Annotated in this window: 19 protein-coding genes; 5 read left to right on the top strand and 14 right to left on the bottom strand. The window is 38.7% G+C overall.

Annotated elements, in window-relative coordinates:
• Nucleotide 1: 1 nt before the first annotated feature.
• The 3 genes from JN080_RS05065 to JN080_RS05055 all read right to left on the bottom strand — a co-directional run bounded on the left by JN080_RS05065 (nucleotide 2) and on the right by JN080_RS05055 (nucleotide 4612).
• Nucleotides 2-961: a sugar kinase gene (locus tag JN080_RS05065; RefSeq protein WP_256234834.1), complete on the bottom strand. Its 960-nt coding sequence runs from the start codon at nucleotides 959-961 to the stop codon at nucleotides 2-4.
• On the bottom strand, nucleotides 958-1725 hold the full coding sequence (locus tag JN080_RS05060; RefSeq protein WP_256234833.1) for a sugar phosphate isomerase/epimerase family protein: 768 nt from the start codon (nucleotides 1723-1725) through the stop codon (nucleotides 958-960). The genes JN080_RS05065 and JN080_RS05060 overlap by 4 nt, the downstream gene beginning before the upstream one ends.
• A gap of 1096 nt (nucleotides 1726-2821) precedes the next feature.
• Nucleotides 2822-4612, bottom strand: a complete 1791-nt coding sequence (locus tag JN080_RS05055) for an IS200/IS605 family accessory protein TnpB-related protein (RefSeq protein ID WP_256234831.1) — start codon at nucleotides 4610-4612, stop codon at nucleotides 2822-2824.
• A 232-nt stretch (nucleotides 4613-4844) separates the two neighbouring features.
• Between JN080_RS05055 and JN080_RS05050 the strand changes: the two genes are divergently transcribed.
• Nucleotides 4845-5288 carry a Z-ring associated ZapG family protein gene (locus JN080_RS05050; protein WP_256234830.1) on the top strand — a complete coding sequence of 148 codons (444 nt, stop codon included), beginning with the start codon at nucleotides 4845-4847 and terminating at the stop codon, nucleotides 5286-5288.
• A gap of 851 nt (nucleotides 5289-6139) precedes the next feature.
• Here JN080_RS05050 and JN080_RS05045 read toward each other — a convergent pair.
• The 7 genes from JN080_RS05045 to JN080_RS05015 form a co-directional block, all read right to left on the bottom strand.
• The gene (locus tag JN080_RS05045) at nucleotides 6140-7549 is read right to left on the bottom strand and encodes a sensor histidine kinase (protein ID WP_256234990.1); all 1410 of its coding nucleotides are present in this window, start codon (nucleotides 7547-7549) and stop codon (nucleotides 6140-6142) included.
• Complete coding sequence (locus JN080_RS05040; protein WP_256234829.1) at nucleotides 7506-8219, bottom strand: response regulator transcription factor; 714 nt, start codon at nucleotides 8217-8219, stop codon at nucleotides 7506-7508. The genes JN080_RS05045 and JN080_RS05040 overlap by 44 nt, the downstream gene beginning before the upstream one ends.
• 911 nt (nucleotides 8220-9130) lie before the next feature.
• On the bottom strand, nucleotides 9131-9793 hold the full coding sequence (locus tag JN080_RS05035) for a PspA/IM30 family protein (RefSeq protein ID WP_256234828.1): 663 nt from the start codon (nucleotides 9791-9793) through the stop codon (nucleotides 9131-9133).
• A gap of 1 nt (nucleotide 9794) precedes the next feature.
• Complete coding sequence (locus JN080_RS05030) at nucleotides 9795-10211, bottom strand: hypothetical protein (protein ID WP_256234827.1); 417 nt, start codon at nucleotides 10209-10211, stop codon at nucleotides 9795-9797.
• Between the two features lie 352 nt (nucleotides 10212-10563).
• Nucleotides 10564-11607, bottom strand: a complete 1044-nt coding sequence (locus JN080_RS05025; protein WP_256234826.1) for a glycosyl hydrolase family 18 protein — start codon at nucleotides 11605-11607, stop codon at nucleotides 10564-10566.
• 633 nt (nucleotides 11608-12240) lie between these two features.
• Nucleotides 12241-13050, bottom strand: a complete 810-nt coding sequence (locus JN080_RS05020) for a class I SAM-dependent methyltransferase (RefSeq protein ID WP_256234825.1) — start codon at nucleotides 13048-13050, stop codon at nucleotides 12241-12243.
• A gap of 29 nt (nucleotides 13051-13079) precedes the next feature.
• Nucleotides 13080-13985, bottom strand: coding sequence for a selenium metabolism-associated LysR family transcriptional regulator (locus JN080_RS05015; RefSeq protein WP_256234824.1), 906 nt, complete (start codon nucleotides 13983-13985; stop codon nucleotides 13080-13082).
• A gap of 205 nt (nucleotides 13986-14190) precedes the next feature.
• On the opposite strand from JN080_RS05015, the gene yedE reads away from it, so the two are divergent.
• Together yedE and yedF are read left to right on the top strand one after the other, a co-directional pair.
• Nucleotides 14191-15426 carry a selenium metabolism membrane protein YedE/FdhT gene (gene yedE, locus JN080_RS05010; protein ID WP_256234823.1) on the top strand — a complete coding sequence of 412 codons (1236 nt, stop codon included), beginning with the start codon at nucleotides 14191-14193 and terminating at the stop codon, nucleotides 15424-15426.
• 19 nt (nucleotides 15427-15445) lie between these two features.
• Complete coding sequence (gene yedF, locus JN080_RS05005) at nucleotides 15446-15700, top strand: sulfurtransferase-like selenium metabolism protein YedF (protein WP_256234822.1); 255 nt, start codon at nucleotides 15446-15448, stop codon at nucleotides 15698-15700.
• Between the two features lie 293 nt (nucleotides 15701-15993).
• On the opposite strand, the gene JN080_RS05000 is transcribed toward yedF, so the two are convergent.
• The 4 genes from JN080_RS05000 to JN080_RS04985 form a co-directional block, all read right to left on the bottom strand.
• The gene (locus JN080_RS05000) at nucleotides 15994-17340 is read right to left on the bottom strand and encodes an amino acid permease (RefSeq protein ID WP_256234989.1); all 1347 of its coding nucleotides are present in this window, start codon (nucleotides 17338-17340) and stop codon (nucleotides 15994-15996) included.
• 510 nt (nucleotides 17341-17850) lie between these two features.
• Nucleotides 17851-18810, bottom strand: coding sequence for an oxygen-dependent tRNA uridine(34) hydroxylase TrhO (gene trhO, locus JN080_RS04995; protein ID WP_256234821.1), 960 nt, complete (start codon nucleotides 18808-18810; stop codon nucleotides 17851-17853).
• 486 nt (nucleotides 18811-19296) lie between these two features.
• Nucleotides 19297-20433 (bottom strand): ArgE/DapE family deacylase, encoded by a 1137-nt coding sequence (locus JN080_RS04990; RefSeq protein WP_256234820.1) that lies wholly within the window; start codon nucleotides 20431-20433, stop codon nucleotides 19297-19299.
• 974 nt (nucleotides 20434-21407) lie between these two features.
• Nucleotides 21408-22976 carry a vanadium-dependent haloperoxidase gene (locus JN080_RS04985; protein ID WP_256234819.1) on the bottom strand — a complete coding sequence of 523 codons (1569 nt, stop codon included), beginning with the start codon at nucleotides 22974-22976 and terminating at the stop codon, nucleotides 21408-21410.
• 213 nt (nucleotides 22977-23189) lie between these two features.
• On the opposite strand from JN080_RS04985, the gene JN080_RS29605 reads away from it, so the two are divergent.
• Together JN080_RS29605 and JN080_RS04975 are read left to right on the top strand one after the other, a co-directional pair.
• Nucleotides 23190-23276, top strand: a complete 87-nt coding sequence (locus tag JN080_RS29605; protein ID WP_375141585.1) for a YjcZ family sporulation protein — start codon at nucleotides 23190-23192, stop codon at nucleotides 23274-23276.
• A gap of 305 nt (nucleotides 23277-23581) precedes the next feature.
• A complete protein-coding gene (locus JN080_RS04975; RefSeq protein WP_256234818.1) occupies nucleotides 23582-23833 on the top strand; it encodes a hypothetical protein in 252 nt (83 codons plus the stop codon).
• Nucleotides 23834-24136 lie beyond the last annotated feature (303 nt).

Below are 24136 nucleotides of genomic sequence, written 5' to 3'. Positions count from 1 at the left end.
GTCATTTCACTCCTTGTAATTGGTTAGTTAAAAATTTTTCTAACTGACTTTTGGTTGGATAACCGTCGTTATCGCCTGGTGCTTGAACTGCTAGCGCGCCAATCGCGTTTCCGCGTAATACCGCATCACAAATAGGCAGCCCTTCGATCAAGCCACTGATCACGCCGACAGCAAAGCCATCACCGGCCCCCACGGTATCAACCACTTTTTCCACTTTAAAACCATGGACCGTTCCTTCTTCTTTTGCTGATTTATAAAATGCCCCCTCGGCACCAAGCTTAACCACAACAAGCTTAACTCCCTTTTCTAAGTAAAAAGAAGCAATATCCCGAGGTTGCTTGTAACCGGTCAAAATTTCTCCTTCGGAAATGCCAGGAAGAACATAATCGGCTCCAAACGCTGCCTCATTAATTGTTTCTACCATTTCAGAACGTGTTTTCCAAAGTGTTGGTCTTAAATTTGGGTCAAATGAAACACGAAGTCCATTCTTTTTCATAAAATCCTGAGCATTCCTGGCAAAGGCTCTAGTTTCCTCCGATAAGGCCAGCGGAATTCCTGTCATGTGCAAATGCTTAGCGCCTTGAAAATAGGCTTCTTTAAAATCTGCGACACTTAGGTGACTTGCGGCAGAGCCTTTTCGAAAATATTCAACCTCCGGATCCCCAGTGGTAACCTTCGACTTCAATTGAAATCCAGTCTGATAATGGTTATCAACTAAGACGTGCTCCGTGTTAACATTTTCACTTTTGAGCCGATCAATAATAAACTTTCCAAAAGCGTCGTTGCCAACCTTAGAGGCAAACCCGGATTGCAACCCAAGTCGTGCAAGTCCAATCGCGACATTTGTTTCTGCGCCAGCCAACTCACGTGTAAACTGGTTAATTTCGTGTAAAGAACCTGGTTGATTGGCGATAAACAATGCCATTGCTTCGCCAAAGGTAACCGCATCTAGCCTTGTCATGCTAACACCTCCGCTGCTAATTCTTGAATAAACTGAAGATAATCCTTTGCTCGTTCTTTCGGTTCAATTGGAAATTCAAGTGCCTTCATCAGCTCAGCCGGAAAATGCTTGAATACTTTCTCCCAGCTGTGATTTCGACCTTTTTCCAATGGTACGGTGACCAGCTTGTCTGCTGCTTTCTCAACCTGTTTTAAATGAAGATAATCGACATATGGTGCAAGAAGATTTAACGCTTCCTCAACTTCCTGGCTGGAATAATACCAGTTCCCGGCGTCAAATGTCATTTTTACCAGAACGTCTTGCTCTACAGCGCTTTCAAAAAAGGATTTCATGTTCTGAATATTTCCGCCATAAAGTGTCTGATCATTTTCAACCAATAATTGAATTCCTTGCTGCTGCTTTAAAAAGTGGCCGAGTTCGGCGATATTTGATAGTTCCTTGTGAAAATGTCCCAAAGATACTTTTAGCCATGTCGCGCCAAGCGTTTTTCCTTCTTGAAACACATTTATTAATTCTTCTATATTTAAGTGGTGATCCGCCTTCCAACATTCAATCGGTGCCGAATAGACCGTGAATAGTCCGAATCGAGCGATTTCCTGTCTAATTTGATCAAGCTGCCGGTTTTTTTCTTCCGGCAGTAGCTCCCGGCGAATCTCAACCCCATAAGCCCCAGCTTGAGCAATGTGCTCAACAAAGGATGCTTGCCCATTTTTCAGTACTTCACCCCGATCGAAAGCATTTAACGGTATAATCACGTTTCGCATTTCGAAGATCCTTTCTTTTAAAAAAGTAATCAGTAAATCGATTTAGTAAACCGATTTACTAAATCGATTTATCCATAGTATAAACCTGTTGTAAGCGTTTTTCAACAGTAAATTTATTGTCTGAATTGCGGTATTATTTTATCTTAGTAATTTACTTAGTCCATATGAGAGTGATGAAAGAGGGAGAGCCAAAAGAGGCGGATATATGAAGGAAAGTGGCGTAGTTTGAATACCATAAAATGTATCCACGGGAGGTACTATCCTCGGTACCTGTTGCATCATGTAATACACATGGGGTATTTTGGAATTAAATTGGTAATAATGTACTAGCGTGTGTGTATTGCATGATTCCGGCAAAATTAGATTCGATCTGAGAGGTAGAAAGTATTGAAAAAATCATACCCCAATGAACTCCGCCGTCCAAAGGGACATTTTTCACCATTTCTCTTTAATTATATTCAGGAGCGGAATCCATGGCCAATCGTATGGTGGTCCGCCGCCTTTCCTGGGTCAGGACATCTCATTTTATGCAAAAACTTGACAGGAGCCCTACTGATGCTTTGGGAATTCTTTATTAATGCAAAAGCTCATATTAATGAAGCGATTGTGTTGTCTATGATAGGTGAATTCGAGCTTGCCAAAACAGTGCTTGATACCCGCTGGTTTCTTCTTTACACAAGTGTATACATTTTTACGATGTGGGACAGTTATACGACTACGATTGATTTAAATAAGTATGCAAAATTAGCTGACCGCCTAAATTCGCCAATATTACCCTTTAAAATTTCGGGGCTGGAAATTAATTATCTTGATTATCGAAAACCCTGGAGCGGTGCTATTTGGTCCTTCCTTACCCCTGGTGTAGGCTCTATTTATTGCAACAGACTTTCAATAGGCTTCTTCGTACTCATTTGCTTCATTAGTACCGTTTATTATTCCAATTTACTTCCGGGAGTTCATTTAACGTTCGAGGGAAATACCAATCTAGCCGCTACTGTCATGAATCCTCAATGGTTTATTAATTTGCCATCCATTTTGCTTTTTTCTGTAAGTTCCACCTATCAAGATATCCTATTTACAATTGAACTACCCCCGCTTAACAACCTTTCGGTTTGTTTGAAGTGGGGGATTCTTGCAAAGCAAGACATATACCAAGGGTACATGACCTTCTCCCGCTCAACTGAGAGGAGGTTTTTCCACTTTTTAATTTCAACAAACTTTTTGCTTCCAAGTCTGTGAGAGCCCCTGGTAAGAAGAATTCGTTCGTAGAACGAAACTTGTCTACATTAAAAAGTTCTGAACGGTAATAGGCACAAGTGCGAATTCCTTTCAGCATCTTCGAAATATACCCCCACTGCGCCCAATGATGAGTACCTACCATCTTCTCAGGTAATAGGGTACCTAAAACTGGTGGGAGCTTTTCTTTGAATCCCATTGCTCTTCGGGCAATGACAAAGCTTGCTGCTTCATGGATGGAGATTCCGAAGCGTTTCATGTATTTCATTTTCCCAATTTGACTCGTGTAAGCAGGGTTTACTTCAAATACTGCTACCCCCATTTTCTCCGCTCTCGATTTAATAGCCAAACTCTTTTTGTGATAAGCGAACATATTAAATTTTAAATTTGCCTTTTTATTTCCGTAAGCATTGGATACTTTTGAACTTGTGGTATCTAATTTTTCAATTGCTAAAGGTTTATTGGCCCGCTCGGCAATATTCACCAATTCCATTACTTCTGATTCGATGATTTTGGTGATTTGACCTGAAGTTTTTCCTACTATATTGAATTTTAGTGTCCTTGAAGAGATAAGCTGTCCTTTTGAATTAATATCTGAAACAGCAAAATGGTCAACATTACAATCTACACCAATGATTCCGTCTGACTTTGAATAATTAATATATTGTTTAGCGTCCACATTAATCATGCATTTGATGATGTAATAAGCGCCATGGTCTTCAACAGACCAAGCGATCGGTTTGCCAAATTTTTTCTTATCATTACAATTCAGTTGATTTAAAATAGCATCTTCCACTACTTTTTGACCGTACGGGAAATGTATTTCGTTTATTTCGACCCTTACATCAGACGGGGTTTTAAATGATAATTGATGTTTTTGAAGATCATATTGGAAAACAAAGTTGCCATGGGATGAATCTTTCCTGCCTGAAATCGTCATTTGATTATAGCGCGCATGTTCCCATTTCTTAACCCATAATTGGTGGTTATCTTTAAATTCATTTTTCGTGTATTGGGATTTAAATAGTTTTTTAGACCCAAAAACAACACTCCTTATGTCTGTTTTTAACTTCTTTAACTGTTTCTCATATTTGTGCAACTTTAAAGATAAGAAGCCTATTCTAGTTTTAAGCTTTTTGATTTCTCGATCTAAATATTCATGTTCAAACTGATAAGCATGATAGTAGATGTCCGTTTTCTTCTTAAACGTAACAGCAAAAAAGCTGCCCACTTTATGCACATTTGAACTTTTGGGGAAGGAAGGCTTGCCTTTTATGAAGGAGGTTTTAATCTTTTTCAATGTGGTGAGTCGAGCCTTTACTTTTTTAAGTTTGTGTTTAACAGAAGTAATTTGAATTTCCTTATTTGAAATATATAACTTATTAAGCCCGAAAAGACTCTTTTGCATTGCATTAGCTTCTTGGACAACACTATTTGCATAATAATCATCCAATTTAAAGCGCTCTTTTACGGTAAGGTGCATGGATTTTGAACGCCTAATTAGGCCAGAGCGTTTTTCTTTTATAGACGTACTAAACGAAAAGTGCTTTGCGCTGTTGAAAACGAAAAGAGCATGACTAATAGCATCGACGAATTCCTTCGGAAGAGTATTTTTGTATACCCGATTCGAAAAGAAGGCTTTAATGCTCATAGGTCATACCCCTTTCAATGTATTTATATTTTTATTATACCAGAATGTATGTTCCTATCTCAACTAATAACTCTCCTTCGGATGGGCGATTCATCCCCTCCCTACTCGTTGAGGAAGGGGTCTTCTCGCCCGTAACGATAAACTTTTTAAAGTAGAGCAATCCAGTTATTTGGCTGATCACTTTCAGCCCCTTTCATTCAATATGCCTAAAAAGGACAGGACGAGGGATTCTATGCACTTCATATCAACCTTTAACCATAATGCATTTTTAGAGCTGGCGCTTAGTGATTTAGAGCAAAACGGTATTGGTAAGGAAAATATTTTCGCCGCGCCATTAGATAAATACTCCAACAATGGCCAGGATATAAAAATGGTCCATCAAGAAGGAGCCAGTAAATATGAATTATCGTTTATTTTTGCTTCCATCTTTATGCTGCTGGGAAGCATTTATGGATTTATCTTGGCTTGGGGACCGATCATTTGGGCGGGCATTGGACTCGTAGTTGGAGCGATACTTGGACTGGTAACTTCTTACTTCATTAAAAAAGCCGATTGGCAACAGAAAAAGGGACAAACTGAGGTCATTTTAATCGTTGAATGTGAAAAGCAGCAATCAGAGGTGGTTGAACAAATCCTTTGGCAGCACAAAGCCCTGGGTTTAACGAAAACTTCCTGATTCGAAAAATGAAGGGCTTTTTCCAATGAGAAAAATGAAGTACCAATAATGGGGTTCATAATATGTTTTACGAATATTTACCATAAAAATGCACATTCTAAATTTCGAGGTGCATTTTATGAAGAATTCAAGGTTTTTAGTAATCATTATGATGATCCTCCCCTGGTTCACACTCCCACTCTTGGGAAAAAGGACAATCAAAAGATTTCTTCCTGCTGTATTATTTATCAGTCTGTTTTCAGAACTTATGCATTTTTTTGCTCTAAAAAGACAGTGGTGGACATTTCATAGCAGCATTCATCCCAAGATTCGCGGAAGTGTCTCTTTTACACTAGGTCCTGAATTATTTGCAGCTTTTTGGTTTCTAAAATGGACTTATGGAAAATTCTCATTATTTCTAATTGTCAATAGCATTGCCCAATATTTATTTGCTTTTCCAGGTATGAAGTTATTAAAAAAACTAAGGATTGTATCTTTAGATAGACTATCTCCATTTCTATTTGTTGTATTGCTTTTTTTTAGAGGAGTTCTTATGTATAGTTTTCAATTTGTAAAAGAGAGGTTCTTTTCTAAAAAGCCTTCATGGTGAATAGTTTTATCTTCCGGCATAGGTGAAAAATATGTGAAAACCCCCATTAGATCAATGGGAGCTGAACTGGCCTCCTAGGTATGCCGTTCGGCGGAATTAACATCCGGTTTCGCGGTATAAAATTATTTTTCGCGGAATTATCATCCAGTTTCGCGGAATTAATGAAATTTTCGCGGATTTATCGCTTAAATTCGCGGAATCATTAAGCAGTTCGGCGAAATTCTCACAAAACCTGCGCAATAAATGAGCACTAAGCTTTAACTTAATGGATTTCCTGTCCCCTCGATGGAATTCGGACCACAAACGTGCTTCCTTCCCCCACTTTGCTGGATAGTTTGATGGTGCCGCCATGGGTTTCGACAATCCATTTGGCAATGGAGAGTCCCAGGCCGTGACCGCCGACTTGCCGGGTTCGTGATTTATCCGCTCGGTAAAACCGTTCAAAAATGTGTTCAAAATCCTCCTGCTTGATACCAATCCCCGTATCCTGAACGCTGATATAGAGATCCTTTCCTTCATTAGAAAGTGATAACTTGACTTTTCCTCCCGTTGGTGTGTATTTAATGGCATTATCTAAAAGAATATATAATAGCTGGGATAATCTTTGTTGATCTCCAGTTGCCGTCAAGGAATTCGGTGCCTGCATACTTAGTGCGATTTCCTTTTCAGCAGCGAGCGGACCGACAGACTCAACTGCTTTTTCGGCATGTGGTCGAAATTCAAACGTTTCCTTGCTAAGCTCATTTGGATTTGCATCAGAGCGTGCCAGTGTCAATAAATCGCTAACCAGATTGGTCATTCGCTTCACTTCCTGACGCATATTCGTTAGCAACTTTCCAACAAATGCTTCTTCCTTCGCAGGTTCAATCGTCATTTCCATCGCATCAATCGAGGATAGGAGCACACTTAAAGGAGTCCGTAATTCATGAGAAGCATCAGCAACAAATTCACGTTGTCTCGTAAAGGCCCCAGTGATTGGTACCATTGCGCGTTTGGACATAACAACGCTCATGTACACCGCTGCACCGAAAAAAACAATTCCTAACATCACAAGAATCATCAGCAGCCAATGGAAGAGCTGATAAGCGAAGGTTATGTCTTTACCAATATAAAGGTTACCAATAAACTGTCCTTTATAATAGATCGAACGGCTGGCAATCATCAGATGAATATCTTGATTAAACTCACGGGGACGAAATTCCATCTTTCTTCCCCGGCCTTTCGGACCTGCTTCTATATGTAGGATTTCCTTCCGGATTTCGTTATCCCTTTGTAACCTTGCATTCACGAGGCTGAGGAGATCGGGGCGCAGTTGATGATTGGCCTCATTTCCCATGATCAACTCACCATTCGAATTTACAACGTAATAAAAATATTGATTTACCCCTGCAAACACGACTTCTTGATTTTGAAATTCACGCAAGTCCTTTTGTTCATTTTTCACCAAATAATCCTCAATAAAGCTTGCCTCTTGATTCACCAACGATTGAAGCTCATGCTCCTGATTCTTGAGAATCACGACATAAAGAACGGAATAGACGATGAAAATAAACACAATCAAAAATAACATTATCAAACCGCTATAAGTTCGGGTCAGCCTGCCCTGTGTTCTCTTGAATACATCCTTTTCACTGCGATTTGTAAATGCCCGAATGAACGAAAGAAGATTCATTTTCAACCTTATACCCTACCCCTCTAATACTTTGCAGCAAATCCTGTTTCCCGAATGCTTCCAGCTTTCTTCTAATCAACTTGATCGTCGCATCAATTGTTTTAGGTGCTACGTCCGTGTCAAAGCCCCAAATTCGCTCCAAAATGATCTCCCGGGGCAATACCTGTCCTCTATTTTGGACTAATAAATCTAATAGTTCAAATTCGCGGGGACTTAATTGAATGTGCTGAGGTCCCTGACAAACCACATGACTCAGCCGGTTCAGTACCAAACCTGCAATCTCAATTTCCTCTTCCAAAATCGGTGCAAAGTTGCGGCGGGAAAGGGCACGCAGCCGCGCCAGCAGCTCCCCAATTTCAAACGGCTTAACCAAATAATCATCCGCCCCTGCATCCAAGCCTTCGATTCGGTCCTGAACCGTATCCTTAGCTGTTAACATTAGAATGGCGCCGGAATATCCCTGCCTCCGTAACCGGCGGCAGACATCAACACCATCCCCATTTGGCATCATCCAATCCAGGATTACTACATCATAGTGTGACGAGATGGCATAATCGTAAGCATCCTCCCCCTCCATTACCCAATCCACCTTATATTCACCCTTCTTTTTTAGCATATATACGATTAATTCACCAAGACTTGGATCATCTTCAGCTAATAAGATATTCATCTATTACAGAACTCCTTTACCTTCAGGATTTTGGACGATAAATCTTCACCCATCACCCGAATCGTACCAATGCAACCTTTATTTTAACTTAAAAAATTTATGAAGGACAAAATCGACAGCTGGAACCTGGAAACTGTCCTTCATCGGCTTTATGAAGGACAAAATTGAACGCTTGAACCCGGAAACTGTCCTTCATCGGCTTTATGAAGGACAAAATCGGACGCTTGAAACCGGAATCTGTCCTTCATCGGCTTTATGACGGACAAAATCGACAGCTGGAACCCGGAAACTGTCCTTCATCTACTTTATGAAGGACAAAATTGGACGCTTGAACCCGGAAACTGTCCTTCATCGGCTTTATGACGGACAAAATTGAACGCTTGAACCCGGAAACTGTCCTTCATCGGCTTTATGAAGGACAAAATTGAACGCTTGAACCCGGAAACTGTCCTTCATCGGCTTTATGACGGACAAAATTGGACGCTTGAACCCGGAATCTGTCCTTCATCGGCTTTATGATGGACAAAATTAAACGCTTGAACCCGGAAACTGTCCTTCATCGGCTTTATGACGGACAAAATTGGACGCTTGAACCATGATACTGTCCTTCATCTGCTTTATGACGGACAAAATCGACAGCTTGAACCCGGAAACTGTCCTTCATCGGCTTTATGACGGACAAAATCGAACGCTTGAACCCGGAAACTGTCCTTCATCGGCTTTATGACGGACAAAATCGACAGCTGGAACCATGAAACTGTCCTTCATCGGCTTTATGACGGACAAAATTCACTACTAGAACCATTAATTTGTCCGTTAAGGTCATCAACAATAAACAGTAACGAAGCCTTGTTATTAAAAAGAAAAGGAGCATACGTGGTGTGCTCCTTTTCTGCCTTGGCCCTACTTATCTATAAAGTCACTTTCTCCGCTTTCAGCTTTTCAATTTCAAGCATCAGTTCCTCATCGTCGACAAGGTTTTTGTAGTCTGCGTCGTGCCCAGCAAAAGCTGACGAACCTCCAGCTTGTACCTGTGCCTCCATCATTAAAATCCGTTCCTCTGCCCGGGCGACTCCTCTGGCAATCGTATCCGTTTGAAAGGAGACCGTGGCTTTCTGGATTTGTTTCGTGCACTGCGCAACATTCGCACGTGAAGCTAAAAGAATTTTCCTATGCTGAAGCTCATGATATTTTCCTCTCAGCTCATTTAACTTTTCAGTCAGGCTTTGCGTTTGCCCTTTTAATGTTTCATACTGTTCCAGATAGAGCTTTAGCTGCTTTTCGTGAATCAGCTTTTCTTGTACAGCAAGCTTGGCCATTGCCTCTTCACCCTTGTCAATCGCCAGCTTTGCCTGCCGCGTTCTTTTGTCAACCAATGCCTGTGTATCTAAAATGAGTGCTGCCTGCTTTTTCTCTACAAAAATTTGTCGTGCCAACGCCTGCTGACCTTTCGCGAGCTCTTGCTCCATTTCCCGAGAATATTCATTCAACATCGCAATCGGTTCTTCTAAGCCATCCAATAACCCATTCAGTTCAGCCTTGGTAATCGTTTTTAATCTTTTAAAGATACCCATTTTATTCAATCTCCTTTTTATCTGTTAAATTTTTTTCCCATTGATCTAAGATGCTCGCATTTTGGTTGCTGACAGTTATATGTGAACCAACGACAGGTGTTTCAATCAATTGCTGTATCAAAGAAGCCTTTGCTCTCTTTCTCAACCATCTCACCACAAGAACGACAACAGCTGCTGCAATGATGAGGAATAGCAGAAATCCGATCACATGGAATTCTCCTCCGTGATGCGGGCCGTTCATATATGCACGCGGTCCAAAACCACCGGGTTGGCCCATCATTCTCCCTGAGCGAAATCCATTAGGACCGCCTTTAAAGTGCCGATGACCGCCAAGCAGGTGTCTAAAAAAATTGATTCCACCAATGATCAACACAACAATCGCACCCCAGAAAATACCTAGCTTTACTCTAGCATTCAACTTTATTTCCTCCTTTCGTTACTTGATGATTAGAAGTTTACTGGACAATGGTGAAAACTTGGAGAAAAGTTAGTAGATTTTAAACACGGTAACACACATAACCCCGTTCTGATTTTTAGACGGGGTTAAAATAAAAGTGTTTAATTTTTGTGAAATGCTTCTCTGTAAAATAAAAAGGGTCCGATTAAATTTAATTCCGCAATCGCGCCTTTAATGGAATAACTAAGATATGTCTCAACCCTAAAATCACTGAATTGTTCTTCTACTAACGCACCAGTACTTTAAGTTTGTTGTATCTAGCCCTGTAGAGCAAACAATGGTATGCCTCCCTTGTCTCTATCTCTTCACCATCCTAATTATTATATATTTTATTCCAGTAATTATAATCTATTTGATTTAGATTCCATACAGCAGATCCAGCTAGGTGAAACTGTGAAATTAAATTTAGATAAATGTTAAAAGACTTTGCAGTGGGCAGCCAAATTTTATATTGTTGGTTTTTTACTGTATAAGTGGAATAATACTCTCCTAAAGTAGGGTCCCAAGACAACTTTCTATGATTTTGCTCTAATAAATTTTCTACATATTGAATAGGCTCAGCAGGATCTTTTACAATCTGCCCTTGCTCATTTTCTTCCCAAATTCTGGTATACGCAGGAAGTCCTAAGATGATTTTTTCAGGAGGTATCCCTGTTTGTATAAATTCTTGTAGATTTTCCCTTAACCATGATAAGGATGTGACAGGACCAGGAACGGGATCCGTCGACCAGTGCTGGTCGTACCCCATAAAAACAATATAATTGCAATATTTACCAATAATTTCATGATCAAATGCATTCGGATCGAGAGGAAGGTCAATGGAAAGAATAATAGAAGATTTGCTTAATTCAACGGCTAACTTTTCAACAAACTGGGAAAACGCTACCCGATCCGAACTACTCACATTTTCTATATCTAGATTGACTCCATACCAATTATTATTTAGGGCAGATTGATCAATATTTTTAATCACTTCCTTGGTCTTATTAGAGCTAGCAAGAAATGCATGTACATTTGTTTTTGTATCGGTTCTCATTGTGATTAGTGCCCATACCACTTTTCCTTGTTTTTGTATGGTATTTGTTAACGAAGAATCAGAAATTACTTGGAGATTATATTGATTATCAATAGATGCTATATCGGGGGACACAACCTTTAGATTTTTATAATCAGTTAAATGTTGAAGGCTTAGATTATTACCTGAAACCCACCCAATTGTTAATGGAGATTTTTGAGAAGACTCTTGTCCTTTTTGAAATTTAGAGGAGCTTTGCTTTTGATTCGATCCGTTTAAGGTCTCTTTATGTTCAACGTTACCCGTACTATAAACAATAATACTAGGGATAATCATAACCATAAAAAAAAAATGAAAGGAATAAAATCCAGAATGATCTATGAAATCGAAGATTGCTAGATATACTATTATCATATTTATAGAAGTTCTTCATATTTCCTTCCCCTTTTTCTCCTAATTAATCATTCAGTAAACCTGTTTTTGTCATTAAAATTATATTATTTAATTAGTAGAAAAATGATTGCTCTTACTAATTACAGTAAAAGGATTAGAATAATTTCGAATAAAGTTCCATTTCTTAAATCAGCCCCCATGATATATTTGGATCTGCCTGGTAATGGACAAACGTGGAAACGAAAATTTCGAAACCCTGAGAAATAATGAGGGTGCCGCTTTTTATGCCATGCTTCAGATAATAACATTATTCTTTCACTCTCTTATGGTATAAATCAATTAGTCAAGATATCATATGTTCAAGGAGAGACTTTTTTAAACGAAGTTATTCAACAATCGCAGATGAATAACTAATTGGTCGAACTGTGAGATTCCTTGAAATAAAACAGGCACTTTCTTTACTTAAGAAACGCGCCCGTTTTGTGGAATATGGCCAAATGATTTTTCCAATATTCATCTATAAAAAAATTAGGAATTATACTTTTATTTCCATTTTATTATTGTTTTACAAAATACATTTAACTATGAGAGTTTCACACCTTCAACTGCTAACATATACATCTTTAAATATTGCGCATCCCGAATCATCCATTCACGGTATTCCTTTTCTGCTTTCCTATATTCCTTTTCTGTGATGAAACCATCTCTTTCCATCTGAGGTCCTCTACTTGACGCCGTATCAGCCCATATTCCAATCCGGGTTTTAAAATCAAGGTCAGATCGTTTTATGACTTCATGTTGTGGGGTAACAAGGATTTCTTTAAAACCAACTTGTTGGAACATCTCTTTAAGGTGGTCGGCAATCGAATTATCCATGCCCGCATCGAAACGCCACTTTAAATAAGTCGAGTAAAATGAAAGCATACTAGAGGGTGGCTGTGGATCCCATGTAATTTTTTCATGATTATAATCTGCAATCAGGATACGACCACCAATTTTAACTGCAGATTTTATCGCTGCCAATGCCTTTAATGGATCAGAAAGCCAAATTAATACTCTTGAGGAATTGACAATGTCGAACTGACTTTCATAGTTAAGGTTATAGATGTCACCAATTTCAAATGTTAATCCCGGTATCCCAGCATACGATTGGCGAGCTTTTTCAATTAGATCTGAATTATTATCAATTCCTACTACACGACCTGATGGGCCTACTTTCTCTGCAATTCCACGTGTAATAGCACCTGTGCCACAACCAATATCAAGAACCGTCATACCTGCAGTCAATATTTCAACAAGTCTTTTGTGGGATTTTTGTAATGTTCTGGAATCTAATACATTTGTTAACTTTCCTGATAATTCAGCACGGTTTTGTGCAATATTTATTTCCATGTTCATTTCCCCCATGTATTAGTTGCTTTTTACGAACCATTAAGCCAATGATATAACCCTTTTTCTCCATGTTCAATAAATAATCGAGCAAGTAAAGATAGCGTTTTGTTTTTGTTATAAGCAAGGTAAAAATATCTTTCGTCATCGAAGCCGTTGATTTCTTTCATTTTAAGTAATTGTCTTTTTGTATATTCTCTAGCCGCAATTTCTGAGATAATGGCAATCCCTATGCCCTCCATTACAAACTGGATTAAGGTTTGACCGCTTTCTGTATAAGCAATGATATTCATTTGTTCTTTTGAGATTTTATTCTTTTTCAAAAACTGCTCAATGGCCGCATTTGTTCCCGATCCGGAATTTCTCATAATAAATGGATATTTCAAGAGATCCTGAATATTCACTGGTCCTTTTATTTCTGTTTTATTTGATGTAATGAGCACTAATTTTTCTTTTAACAATGGAATATAACAAAGTTTATCATTTTCAAATTCCTTCCCCAATAATCCTACATCAACAGTACCGTTTAATACCTTATCCAGCACAACTTTTGAAGAAGTTTGTTCAATTTGGAAAACTGCATTCGGATATTGATTCCTAAAGTGCTTGATCATTTTTGGAAGCATAAATTGCCCAGGAACAGAACTTGCCGCGATCCGAATCATTCCCCGAAGTTCAGTCATTCCCTCTTTTAAATCAAGCATGGCTTCATCTTTTAAAAGTAGTAATTTTAATGCCCATTGGTACAATCGGCTCCCAAAAGGCGTAAGAATAATTTCTCGCCCGACCCGATCAAACAGTCTCGTATTGAATGTTCTTTCTAATGCTTGGATATGAGAGCTGACGGTTGATTGACTCAAGAATATCTCCTCTGCTGCCTTAGAAAAACTTTTATGCTCCACTACCTTTGTAAAGACAAATAGCTGGTGTAAATCCATTCGTTCATCCCCTCTGCTAGTGCTGAAATTGATTTGTGTATCCTTTCAACAAGAGTATTTTTATATTTATTTAATCGATAGATATTCATCGATATTATCGATAAATTGAATTTATCTCATGATACCACTTCTCTATAATGAAAAAGAAATATTTTCTGATTATAGGCTAACAAAGAAAGTGTTCATTACAACGAGGAGGTCATCTATGATTGCTTTTTTAGAAAGAATTCAGGAAAGATTTTTTAATCGCTTTTGGAATCCATTCATCGTCCTGGTTTTCGCCGGTGTATTTGCCGCATTTTATTTTGGCCTGACCGGTACACTTTGGGCGGTTACCGGTGAATTTACCCGCTGGGGTGGAAATTTCCTTCAGTTATTTGGCGTTGATACTTCCAAGTGGGCTTATTTTAATGCCATTAAACTAAAAGGAGAACCCATCAATCGAACCGATGGCTGGCTGGTTATGGGAATGCTCCTTGGAGGCTTATTCAGTGCACTTATAAGTCAAAATTTCAAATGGAAAGTTCCCCGGCAGAAACGGCGTTGGGTGTGGGGTTTCGTTGGCGGGGCCCTGGCCGGGTTTGGTACCCGTCTTGCAATGGGCTGCAACTTGGCTGCTTTTTTTACAGGAGTACCTCAATTTTCACTCCACGCCTGGTTCTTTATTGCAGGTACTGCACTGGGAACATATATTGGAGTCAAATTAGCTGTCCTGCCAATTTTTAAGGGAAAACCAAAAGTGGAATTTGGTATTCGTCCCGCTAAGGTCTCTTCCTCAACTATTCAACCTAATCGTCGACAGCTATACGCCGCTGCAGTTGTATTTGGAGTGCTTGTCTTAATTGCGATCTATTATATTTCATCGGGGCAGCCGATGTTAGGACTTGCTGCACTGTTTGGTGCCGTATTCGGTATGCTCATCCAAAGAGGGCAAATCTGCTTTACATCCGGTCTTCGAGATCTGTGGCTTACAGGCAGAGGAACGATGGCCAAAGCGATTATTATTGGAATGGCCATTCAAACGGTTGGAACAGCCATTTTTATTTACAAAGGGGCGCAGCCCGTCATTCACTGGGCAAGTCTGGGATCACTCCTTGGCGGTGTCATGTTTGGAGTGGGGATTGTAATTGCAGGCGGATGTGAAACAGGCTGGATGTATCGATTAATGGAAGGCCAGGTTCAATTTATTGCAGTTGGGATCGGAAATATTGTCGGTGCCACCATCCTGGCTTACGGCTGGGATCACTGGGGAATTTTTAATGTGCTTGTGAAAGGGGCGCCTGAAGTCAATTTAATCACTTCACTTGGATGGAGCGGAGCCCTATTCGTAACAGGCGCCTTACTGGTTATTCTCTATCTGCTTGTCGTATGGAAAGAAAATTCTTATACCAAAAAGATTGCACGCAGAAGTACACCTGCATCCAAGAAAACTACAGCTTAACGTATTGGAGGTCATGAAGATGTCTGAAAAAAAGAATGAACAGTTATTAGTAGATGGTACGCTTGATGTCCGGGGGGAATCCTGCCCCTATCCAGAAATTTATACACTTGATGCTATAAAGAAACTAGAGGCCGGGAAAGTATTGGAAGTAATCGCCGATTGTCCTCAGTCCTTTATCAATGTACCGGAATCGGCCGAAAGACATGGACACAAGGTACTTTCTACCGTCAAAGATGGTTCGACCTTATATTTTTATATCCAAGTTTGTGATTAAAGAAATCAAAGGGACGGTTCTAGTGTTTAATAGAAGCATAAGAACCGTCCCCTTGTTATCCCCTTGTTATCTAGTGTTTAATGGAAGCATGAGAACCGTCCCCTTGTTATGCCCCTTGTAATGCAGAAGATACGGCAGGATAATGCAGATTTACACGTTATGAAAAACAAATATAAAAGTAAGCGCCAAATAGCCCCCACCTTTATAGAGTGGGGGCTATTACTATTATTTAGATAACTAGTTCAAGACTATGCAAGTAACAGGAAGTGTCGTTGAACAAGGTAGTAATTTGTCTAAGACATTTTCGTCTGTGCTTTTTCTTGATTGCTATTTTCATTGTTCGATTTGTTCATACCCATCATGTAGTAAATGACAGTCAGCACGACGATGAAGAGTGGACCAACGATAACTGCAATTCTTGTATCAGGGTTGTATGCCAATAATCCGACAACGAATACTAAAAAGGCAAGAGCAACATAAGAACTAATCGGATGTAGAGGAAGTTTGAATTTCAGTCTATTTGTCTGTTCAAGTGTTAACTTCTTTCTGAAACAAAGTTGAGAAATCAGAATCACAACCCATGTCCATATTGCTGAGAATGTTGCAATACTTGTAAACCAAATAAACACTTTAGCAGGAACGAGGTAGTTCAATACAACGCCCACTAACAAAATAGCCGCAGTGAATACAGTGGCGATGCCAGGAATTCCTGACTTTGTCAATTTACTGAAGTTCTTCGGTGCTTTATCATTTTTTGATAAATTATACAGCATGCGGCTTGTACTGAAAATGCCCCCGTTGCAAGATGAAAGAGCGGCTGTCAATACAACAAAATTAATAATGCCTGCTGCAGAACGAATGCCCAATTTTTCAAATGTCATAACGAACGGGCTTCCTAATGTTCCGATTTGGTCCCAAGGGTAAATAGAAAGAATGACGAATGTGGCGCCAACATAGAAAATTAAAATACGCCAAAATACAGAATCAATGGCTTTTGTTAATGATTTTTCAGGGTTTTTCACTTCACCTGCAGTAATTCCTATCATTTCAATTCCAAAGTAGGCATACATCACCATTTGAAGTGACATGGTCACACCTTTTATTCCATGTGGAAAGAATCCACCGTTTTCCCATAGATTGCTAAGACCAATCGCAACTCCGCCATTGCCAATTCCAAAGAAAATCATCGCAAATCCAATTAAAATCATACCGATGATAGTAACGATTTTAATGAGTGCAAACCAAAATTCGAACTCCCCATAAGCTTTAACGGTTATTAGATTAATAGATGCCATCACAACAAGAGTGGCTAATGCCCAAACCCAAGATGGCGAGTTTGGAAACCAAAAGTTCATATATACACCTACGGCAGTGATCTCTGCCATACAGGTGACTACCCATAAGAACCAATAATTCCATCCTGTGATATACCCTGCAAGCGGACTTATGTAGTCGTGGGCATATTGGCTGAATGAACCTGAAACAGGATTTGAAACCGCCATTTCCCCCAAAGCTCTCATGATAAAAAACATAATTAACCCACAGAATGCATAAGCAAGTAAAACAGCAGGACCTGCTAACTGAATGGCGTTAGCAGACCCTAAAAATAGTCCGACTCCAATCGCAGTCCCTAAAGACATTAAAGTGATGTGTCTTTCTTTCAACCCGCGTTGAAGCGTTTTTTCTTGATTTTTTTGCACGTTTCTCCCTCCAAATGCTAGTTTAATCTTGATGTCAAAAAAGAGCAATTCCATTAAATGTACACGTTTCTTAATCGGTCTTGTAAATTGACTACACTTAGTTGACAGAAATTTTAAGGCCTAGTAAATAATATCACAAAATGCAAAATCTTTAGTCAACTCTTCTACCCGTTACTTTAGATGCATTTTTCTCTTCTAAAATGTAACATAAATATCCAATTTTTTTGGTGGCGCTCTGCAAATATGGCACTAAACATAAAGAAAGAGCACAATCCTCGCTTCAGAATTGTGCCTGATTGCTGAAAATATTAATATATCACGCTTTAACAAATAGAGAAATTTTGAATTTCATTATAGAACTCATCAAACTGTTCTATCTTCTTGTTGTGCTGAGTCCGATAAACAAAAGCTGACTCTGGACAACGCATGGATAGCATCATTATTCTTGTATCATAACAAAGCACTAGATTCTGCTTCTAATTGAGCAATGACCTTTTGTACATGCTCTTCTGACAAATTGTGCTTCACAATATAGCGGTTATGAGGATGTTTCGTACATTCAATTGTACAACCGCCAAGATGCTTCGCTTCATTTTCTTCAGAAGCAATAATTTTCTTATTACACTCTGGGTTTGCACAGTTAATACAACGTTCACAAGGTGTGCCATCAAAGTGGTCTTTGCCGACAATCACATGCTCTACTTGGTTAATTGGCACCGTTAAACGCTCATCAAATACATACATTTGACCATCCCACAGCTGCCCTTTCACCACTGGGTCTTTACCATATGTTGCAATACCACCATGTAATTGCCCAACATCATTAAATCCTTCGCGGACTAACCAACCTGAGAATTTTTCACAGCGAATACCACCTGTACAGTATGTTAAAACGCGCTTGCCTTCAAACATTTCTCGATTTTCCTGTACCCACTGAGGCAAGTCTCGGAAATTTTCAACGTCTGGACGAATCGCATTACGGAAGTGACCAACATCATATTCATAGGTATTGCGTGCATCTAATACGATTGTATCCTCATCTTGCATTTCTTCCATAAACTCAACTGGCGATAGATAACGGCCTGTTAATTCATTCGGGTTAATATCATCTTCCAAGCTTAAGTGCACAAGTTCTTGACGTGGACGACAATGCATTTTTTTAAAGGCATGACCTTCTGCTTCATCAATTTTAAATACAATGCCTTCAAATAATGGACTGTTTTTCATCATCTCCATATATGCATTTGTATCTTCTATCGTTCCCGATACGGTACCATTAATACCTTCTGAGGCAACTAAAATACGTCCTTTTAAGTTTAAATTTTTACATGCTTGTAAATGCTCTGCTGCAAATGCTGCAGGGTCTTCGATCGTCGTGTAATAGTAATATAGTAAAACACGGTAATTCATTTCATATTCCACCTATCATTCATATTTGCAGGATATACCTGATAGTTTAAAATGTATAATAATAAAAGAATTAAAGGATTCTTTGTTAATCTTTAAAATAAAGTATTATTATTTTTTCTTCTACTACAATTCTTAGAAACCACCATACATATACCATTGTAGGAAAATTTTCATCTATATTAAATCTAACCTTTTATACTAAAAGGTATAGTTAAATAATACACCAAATAAACTTATTTTCAACGAATTCCATAATATCTCATTGTTAAGGATACATCACATCTGTATAAAAATAAAAATAGTGATATTTTCAAATGCTTAATCCCATGTCTAAAGACGGGCTAACGACCTGCATGGGCTTTCTCTTTCGGAAAGTCTGTAATTTTTCTGTTTCATCTTATTTCTTAACATACAAAAAAGTACCCTATAGGTAGACTTTTTTGTGGTGTCTACTCTATAGGGTACACTTTATCAAATAGTAACAACTCATTTTAAGTATTCTTTATAAATTGCTTTGTAATTATCAATCATTTCTAAGTAGTTTTCAATTGATACGTATTCGTCTATTTGGTGAGGTAAATCTGAAACGCCAGGACCATAGATTACAAGGTCAAATTCATTGTTAGCTTTAGTAAATGCAGCTGCGTCTGTCGTTGGTGAAATACCAGTTACAGGCAATTCTTGATTTGAAACAGCTTGGATAGCTTTAATTAGTTCAGAATCAGATTTAGATTCTACAGGGTAAATATCATAATCAACGATTAATTCTAAGTTAAATCCTTCTTTTTTGTTCAAGTCATCAACAATATTTTGTAACAATGCTTTAACTTTGCTGTTATCAAATTCAGGAATTGTACGAATATTACCTTGTAATGTTGTAATAGCAGGAATACTGTTAACTTGATCCCCACCATTGATGATTGTAATAGAATGAGCAGTTTCACCTAATACATCATTTTTGTATTTGTTAGTGATTTCTTGCATTTCTGCATTAGCACGAGTCACAAATTCATTAATATTTGCGATTGAGTTAATACCTTCTTTAGGCATTGAGCTGTGCGCAGATTTACCACGAGAAACAACTGTATAGTTCATTGAACCTTTGTGAGTGTAAATCAATGCTGGGCCAGTTGGTTCACCAATAATCAATCCATCAAGATCATCTGCATAACCTTCTTTAGTTAATTGTGTCGAACCTAATTCACCGACTTCTTCACCAACAGTTCCCATGAATTTCAATGTCCCGTTGATGTCTACGTTTTCTTCTTTAATTTCAATCATAGCGATGGCCAAGGCTACTAGACCAGATTTCATATCCGTTGAACCTCGGCCGTATAATTTGTCACCATCGATTTCAGCCGAGAATGGTGGGAATTTCCATTCACTTTCATCACCAGCTGCTACAACATCTTCGTGTCCGCTGATGCCTAAAACTTTACCGTCACCTTTTTTGTAAGTGGCTACTAAGCTTTCACGGCCTTCACCATATTTTACTTTTTCAGATTCAATCCCATGTTTTTGGAATAGATCTGCTAAGTAATCAGCTACTTCTGATTCATTATCGTTTACCGATTTTATTTTTATTACATCTTGTAAAACTTTAATGCGTTCCTCTTTATTCAATGTATTAGTCCCCTTTCGTTTATATATACTGGTTCACACACAAACGGTAATTTGACTATTTTCCATACTACATATAGCATTTCTTTCTCTGATTAAATCGCAATATATTGCTTTTTTACAACGGTGAATTATAAAAACTACCTTTTTAAGAATAACAATATACTATCATACCTCATAATGAAAAAAGTATTCGAAAACGGATATAAATTTATGATGGACATTATCTGCTGAATCATTTCAGGACTTATTACAATATTAAGGTGAAAATGGGATTCAATAAAGGCACCTGCCCTCCACCCTATTAAAGCATTACCGCACTAGTGGTAATGAAACAACGAGTATTAAAATATACTTCCCTTTCTTTATCACCTTTCCCATGCACAATATTGATATGAGTGAATTGACAACTGAGAAATTAAAAGAGTATCTAGTACAGGTAGGAGATCACTTAAAGCCATCTAGTTTAGGACACAGAGTTCGCTGCGTTAAATCACTATTCAAATGGACACAGGAGGAAGGCTATATTCCTATACATCCATCTGCTAAATTAAAAGAGCCGAAATTAGGTAAAAATACTTTTCCCATACTTCGGATAATAACATGATTATTTGACTCTCCTACTGTATAAATCCATTAATCTAGATTCTATTATGTTCAAGAAGAGTCTTGTTCATACATAGATTATTCAGCAATCGCAAACTATGAGAAACATTGAAACATAAGAAAAGGGCACTTTCTTTACTCCTGAAATGCGCCCTTTAATGGAATAACTAAAATATAGTCTTAGTCCTTAGGAATTAAGAAAATAAGCTCTGGCACCTTTTTAGTGTCAGAGCTCTGTCATTAATTAGTAGAATTCATTTCGACATTTTGCCTTTTAGATCTAATGCAAATCGTGAACAAGTTAACTGCTACTATAATCATAGTAATAGGTAATAGATAATAAATGATAGGCATCTTAAGATTTTTAGATACTACCCAATTTTGATGGTAGTTCCGTCAAATTTAGTCAGAGTGAATCCGTTAAAATACTCATTGTAAGTCTTCCTGTAATCCTGAATGATACCGATGGCGACTGCTTCACCCAATTTTAGCCCTTCGATGCCGTCAGAACGCCAATGGACGCCGGCAGCATCCCGTCCAAGGGCGATGTTAGATGCAAGTTTATTTAATTCCCCCCCAATCATCAATGAAGGACCTGTGAAAGGAAGTAAGGAGAGACCATCAGATGAGGCTACAACGGGATTGGGGATAACAAATGATTCATTAAAAAATGCCTTTAACATCGTGACGCCGGCTCCAACCATACAGGCGTGTCCTGCAGGAAAGGATGGATGAGTCGGGCAGCCTTCCGGATAGGCCTGGGGCAAAAGGTATGTTCCGAATTTGCTGTGAACTTGGGAAACAACCTCTGAATTGAGTAGTTCAGGGTTAATGGGGTAACTAGAAGCCCCTGTCAATTGATTGTGGACGCGGCCACCGAACTCTTCTGGCCTGAGTCGGCGATGGACCAAAAACTTCTGAAACCAACCAGCCTCTAGAGCTGTCCTTGCAGCCTTGGCGACCCAATCAAGAATATGTGGAGTGCCAAAAGTAATGAAACCAACCTGGGTCCCGGATTTCAGATAAGGGTTTGCTGGGTCAAGTGCAGCATCCCCTAAACTAGATAGAATTAAACAAGCACTAAGGATAGATTGGTAGTTAAAATCCTTGTGAACAAATGAGGCTAAATCTCGGCTATTACGGATATAGAGAGGTTTCGGGTCAAATTGATTCTTCGTTGTTGGAAGTAATCCGTTTTGAATATTTAACCATTCTCCATACGATGTCATGTGGTCGTCCCCTGCTACTGCGGTACGATATAACTGAGGAATCGTTGTCGCTCCATAAGGTATGTCCTTCCACAAGAATTGGGAGATGTATGGTCCGATGAGATCACCTTGTGTATTACCTCGAAATAAGGTCTGCGTAGAGACTAGTCCATTAACTTTTGGTCCCCGAAAATCAGAAAACTTGGATAGATCTAAAGCGGCCAATGTGGTCATAGGATTGGTGTGATAGTCTTCGAAAGGGACATCACGGGTAAGGGCCTGCCAATAAACTTCCGCAATCTCACTCGCCTCCCATGCACTGCTGAAGGACGGTGGAGCCATAACACCCAAATGGTGACTATCAGGTCCGGCTAGGTCAAATGTATACGCTGCTTGAGGATTGGACAATTTGATAACTCCGCCAAGTGGGATCTTTTCAAAATCTTTTGGTTTGCCCGTTCTTAATGCGTAAACAAAGGATTTATAAGCCTTAAGGTCAACTTCTCCTAGTGAATTGTGTGGAAGCCCTTTCGAATAGTTAGCGATTTTATTAAAAAACAAGTGTTCATCATGATTGCAAGGCTGTTCCGGGAGAAGAAGTTTCTTCTGGACATGGGCAGCTTCTTCACGAACATGATAGGCCTCTCTTCGACGCTCTTCGGCATTGGTCGGTCCGATTACACACGAGTTGTTTGGCTTTAAACTTTCATTGTCTATTTCATTTTTTTCCATTTCATCGCTCCTTATATCCTTTCAAAAAAGAATAAACTCAATATAAGGTATTCAGATTCATTTCATTAGCTTAGATTCTTTTACTAGTTTTTTCACTCTTCTCTTGTCCTTATATGGCATGTCTGAAAACAGTTAACATATTCTTTAGTTTTAAATGGGTTATAGCTACAAAAAAAATAAGACATACCTCACTATTATGTCTTTACAAGATCTATATTCATTAGTAACGTTTCTTTTGCGTTAATCGTGGTCTTGTTCATTCTACTGACCCTTGTAGGATCTCCTTTCGTGCTTTACTAAAATGATACGGAACACAGGGCAGGTAATATTAAGTACAAATAAGGTTATTTATTTTCAACGTCTGAAAGCCGCATTCTTCCGCTGAAAAATGCGGCAACTTTCAAAAATATTTCCGGGATCACTCATATTGAGCCAAAAACGTCTTAATAAGTCATTGACTAAGTCCGTTATATATAAGGGCGCTTTAATGGAATAATGAAAATAAAATACATATATAACCTAGCTTTTGATTTTGTTTATTGGTTTGCGTCAATAGGAATCATATCAGCTTAATTAGAGGAATAACTGAAGGAGGAAGCTACCGTGTGCATGTTTCTTTAACACGTATATCTCTATGGATACTTTCTCTTGGAGTATTCGATCCTAAATATGTGGAAGAAACTGCAAACAAAAAAGAAGGCCATGAAGAAATCAAACCTGAAATGCTTACTGCAGAAACACCGGTTGGTACTTACGAAGGCTATACAGACCAGGTTCAAATGTCGGAAACACCGGAACATTATGATACAGCCTTGGTACCAAGAGGAGCTAACAAAGCAGAATGGTTACCAAGATAATCGGCATATGCTAATAAATCTGTAAATAACATGAAGACGCTAATCGTCATTTTTTAACGATGGGCGTCTTTTTCATTTTTTATGGTTTTGTCATAACCCTATTATATGCTGCGTATAATATTTGTCATCGCATTTACGATTAGAGATACATCCTTGACACATCTGTATTAATTACAAATTTAGCTAAGCAGGATGCATGGATTGTTTATTCCTTAACGATTTTTTTCTTCAGCTGTTACTTTAGTCGTTGAAAAATTGCCTAAAAGCGTTCCGCTTCCAAAGAAATTAACTGCTAGTTAATTA

The sequence above is a fragment of the Bacillus sp. EB600 genome (assembly GCF_024494385.1).
In the GTDB taxonomy this organism is placed as follows: Bacteria; Bacillota; Bacilli; order Bacillales; family Cytobacillaceae; genus JAEVLT01.
This window is presented reverse-complemented; position numbering and strand designations above follow the sequence as displayed.

Bases quoted from the DNA above. Each gene is read 5' to 3' on its own strand.
- JN080_RS05065 (WP_256234834.1), bottom strand. From the start codon at position 961: ATGACAAGGCTAGATGCGGTTACCTTTGGCGAAGCAATGGCATTGTTT.
- JN080_RS05060 (WP_256234833.1), bottom strand. From the start codon at position 1,725: ATGCGAAACGTGATTATACCGTTAAATGCTTTCGATCGGGGTGAAGTA.
- JN080_RS05055 (WP_256234831.1), bottom strand. From the start codon at position 4,612: ATGAGCATTAAAGCCTTCTTTTCGAATCGGGTATACAAAAATACTCTT.
- JN080_RS05050 (WP_256234830.1), top strand. From the start codon at position 4,845: ATGCACTTCATATCAACCTTTAACCATAATGCATTTTTAGAGCTGGCG.
- JN080_RS05045 (WP_256234990.1), bottom strand. From the start codon at position 7,549: ATGAATCTTCTTTCGTTCATTCGGGCATTTACAAATCGCAGTGAAAAG.
- JN080_RS05040 (WP_256234829.1), bottom strand. From the start codon at position 8,219: ATGAATATCTTATTAGCTGAAGATGATCCAAGTCTTGGTGAATTAATC.
- JN080_RS05035 (WP_256234828.1), bottom strand. From the start codon at position 9,793: ATGGGTATCTTTAAAAGATTAAAAACGATTACCAAGGCTGAACTGAAT.
- JN080_RS05025 (WP_256234826.1), bottom strand. From the start codon at position 11,607: ATGGTTATGATTATCCCTAGTATTATTGTTTATAGTACGGGTAACGTT.
- JN080_RS05020 (WP_256234825.1), bottom strand. From the start codon at position 13,050: ATGGAAATAAATATTGCACAAAACCGTGCTGAATTATCAGGAAAGTTA.
- JN080_RS05015 (WP_256234824.1), bottom strand. From the start codon at position 13,985: ATGGATTTACACCAGCTATTTGTCTTTACAAAGGTAGTGGAGCATAAA.
- yedE (WP_256234823.1), top strand. From the start codon at position 14,191: ATGATTGCTTTTTTAGAAAGAATTCAGGAAAGATTTTTTAATCGCTTT.
- yedF (WP_256234822.1), top strand. From the start codon at position 15,446: ATGTCTGAAAAAAAGAATGAACAGTTATTAGTAGATGGTACGCTTGAT.
- JN080_RS05000 (WP_256234989.1), bottom strand. From the start codon at position 17,340: ATGTCTTTAGGGACTGCGATTGGAGTCGGACTATTTTTAGGGTCTGCT.
- trhO (WP_256234821.1), bottom strand. From the start codon at position 18,810: ATGAATTACCGTGTTTTACTATATTACTATTACACGACGATCGAAGAC.
- JN080_RS04985 (WP_256234819.1), bottom strand. From the start codon at position 22,976: ATGGAAAAAAATGAAATAGACAATGAAAGTTTAAAGCCAAACAACTCG.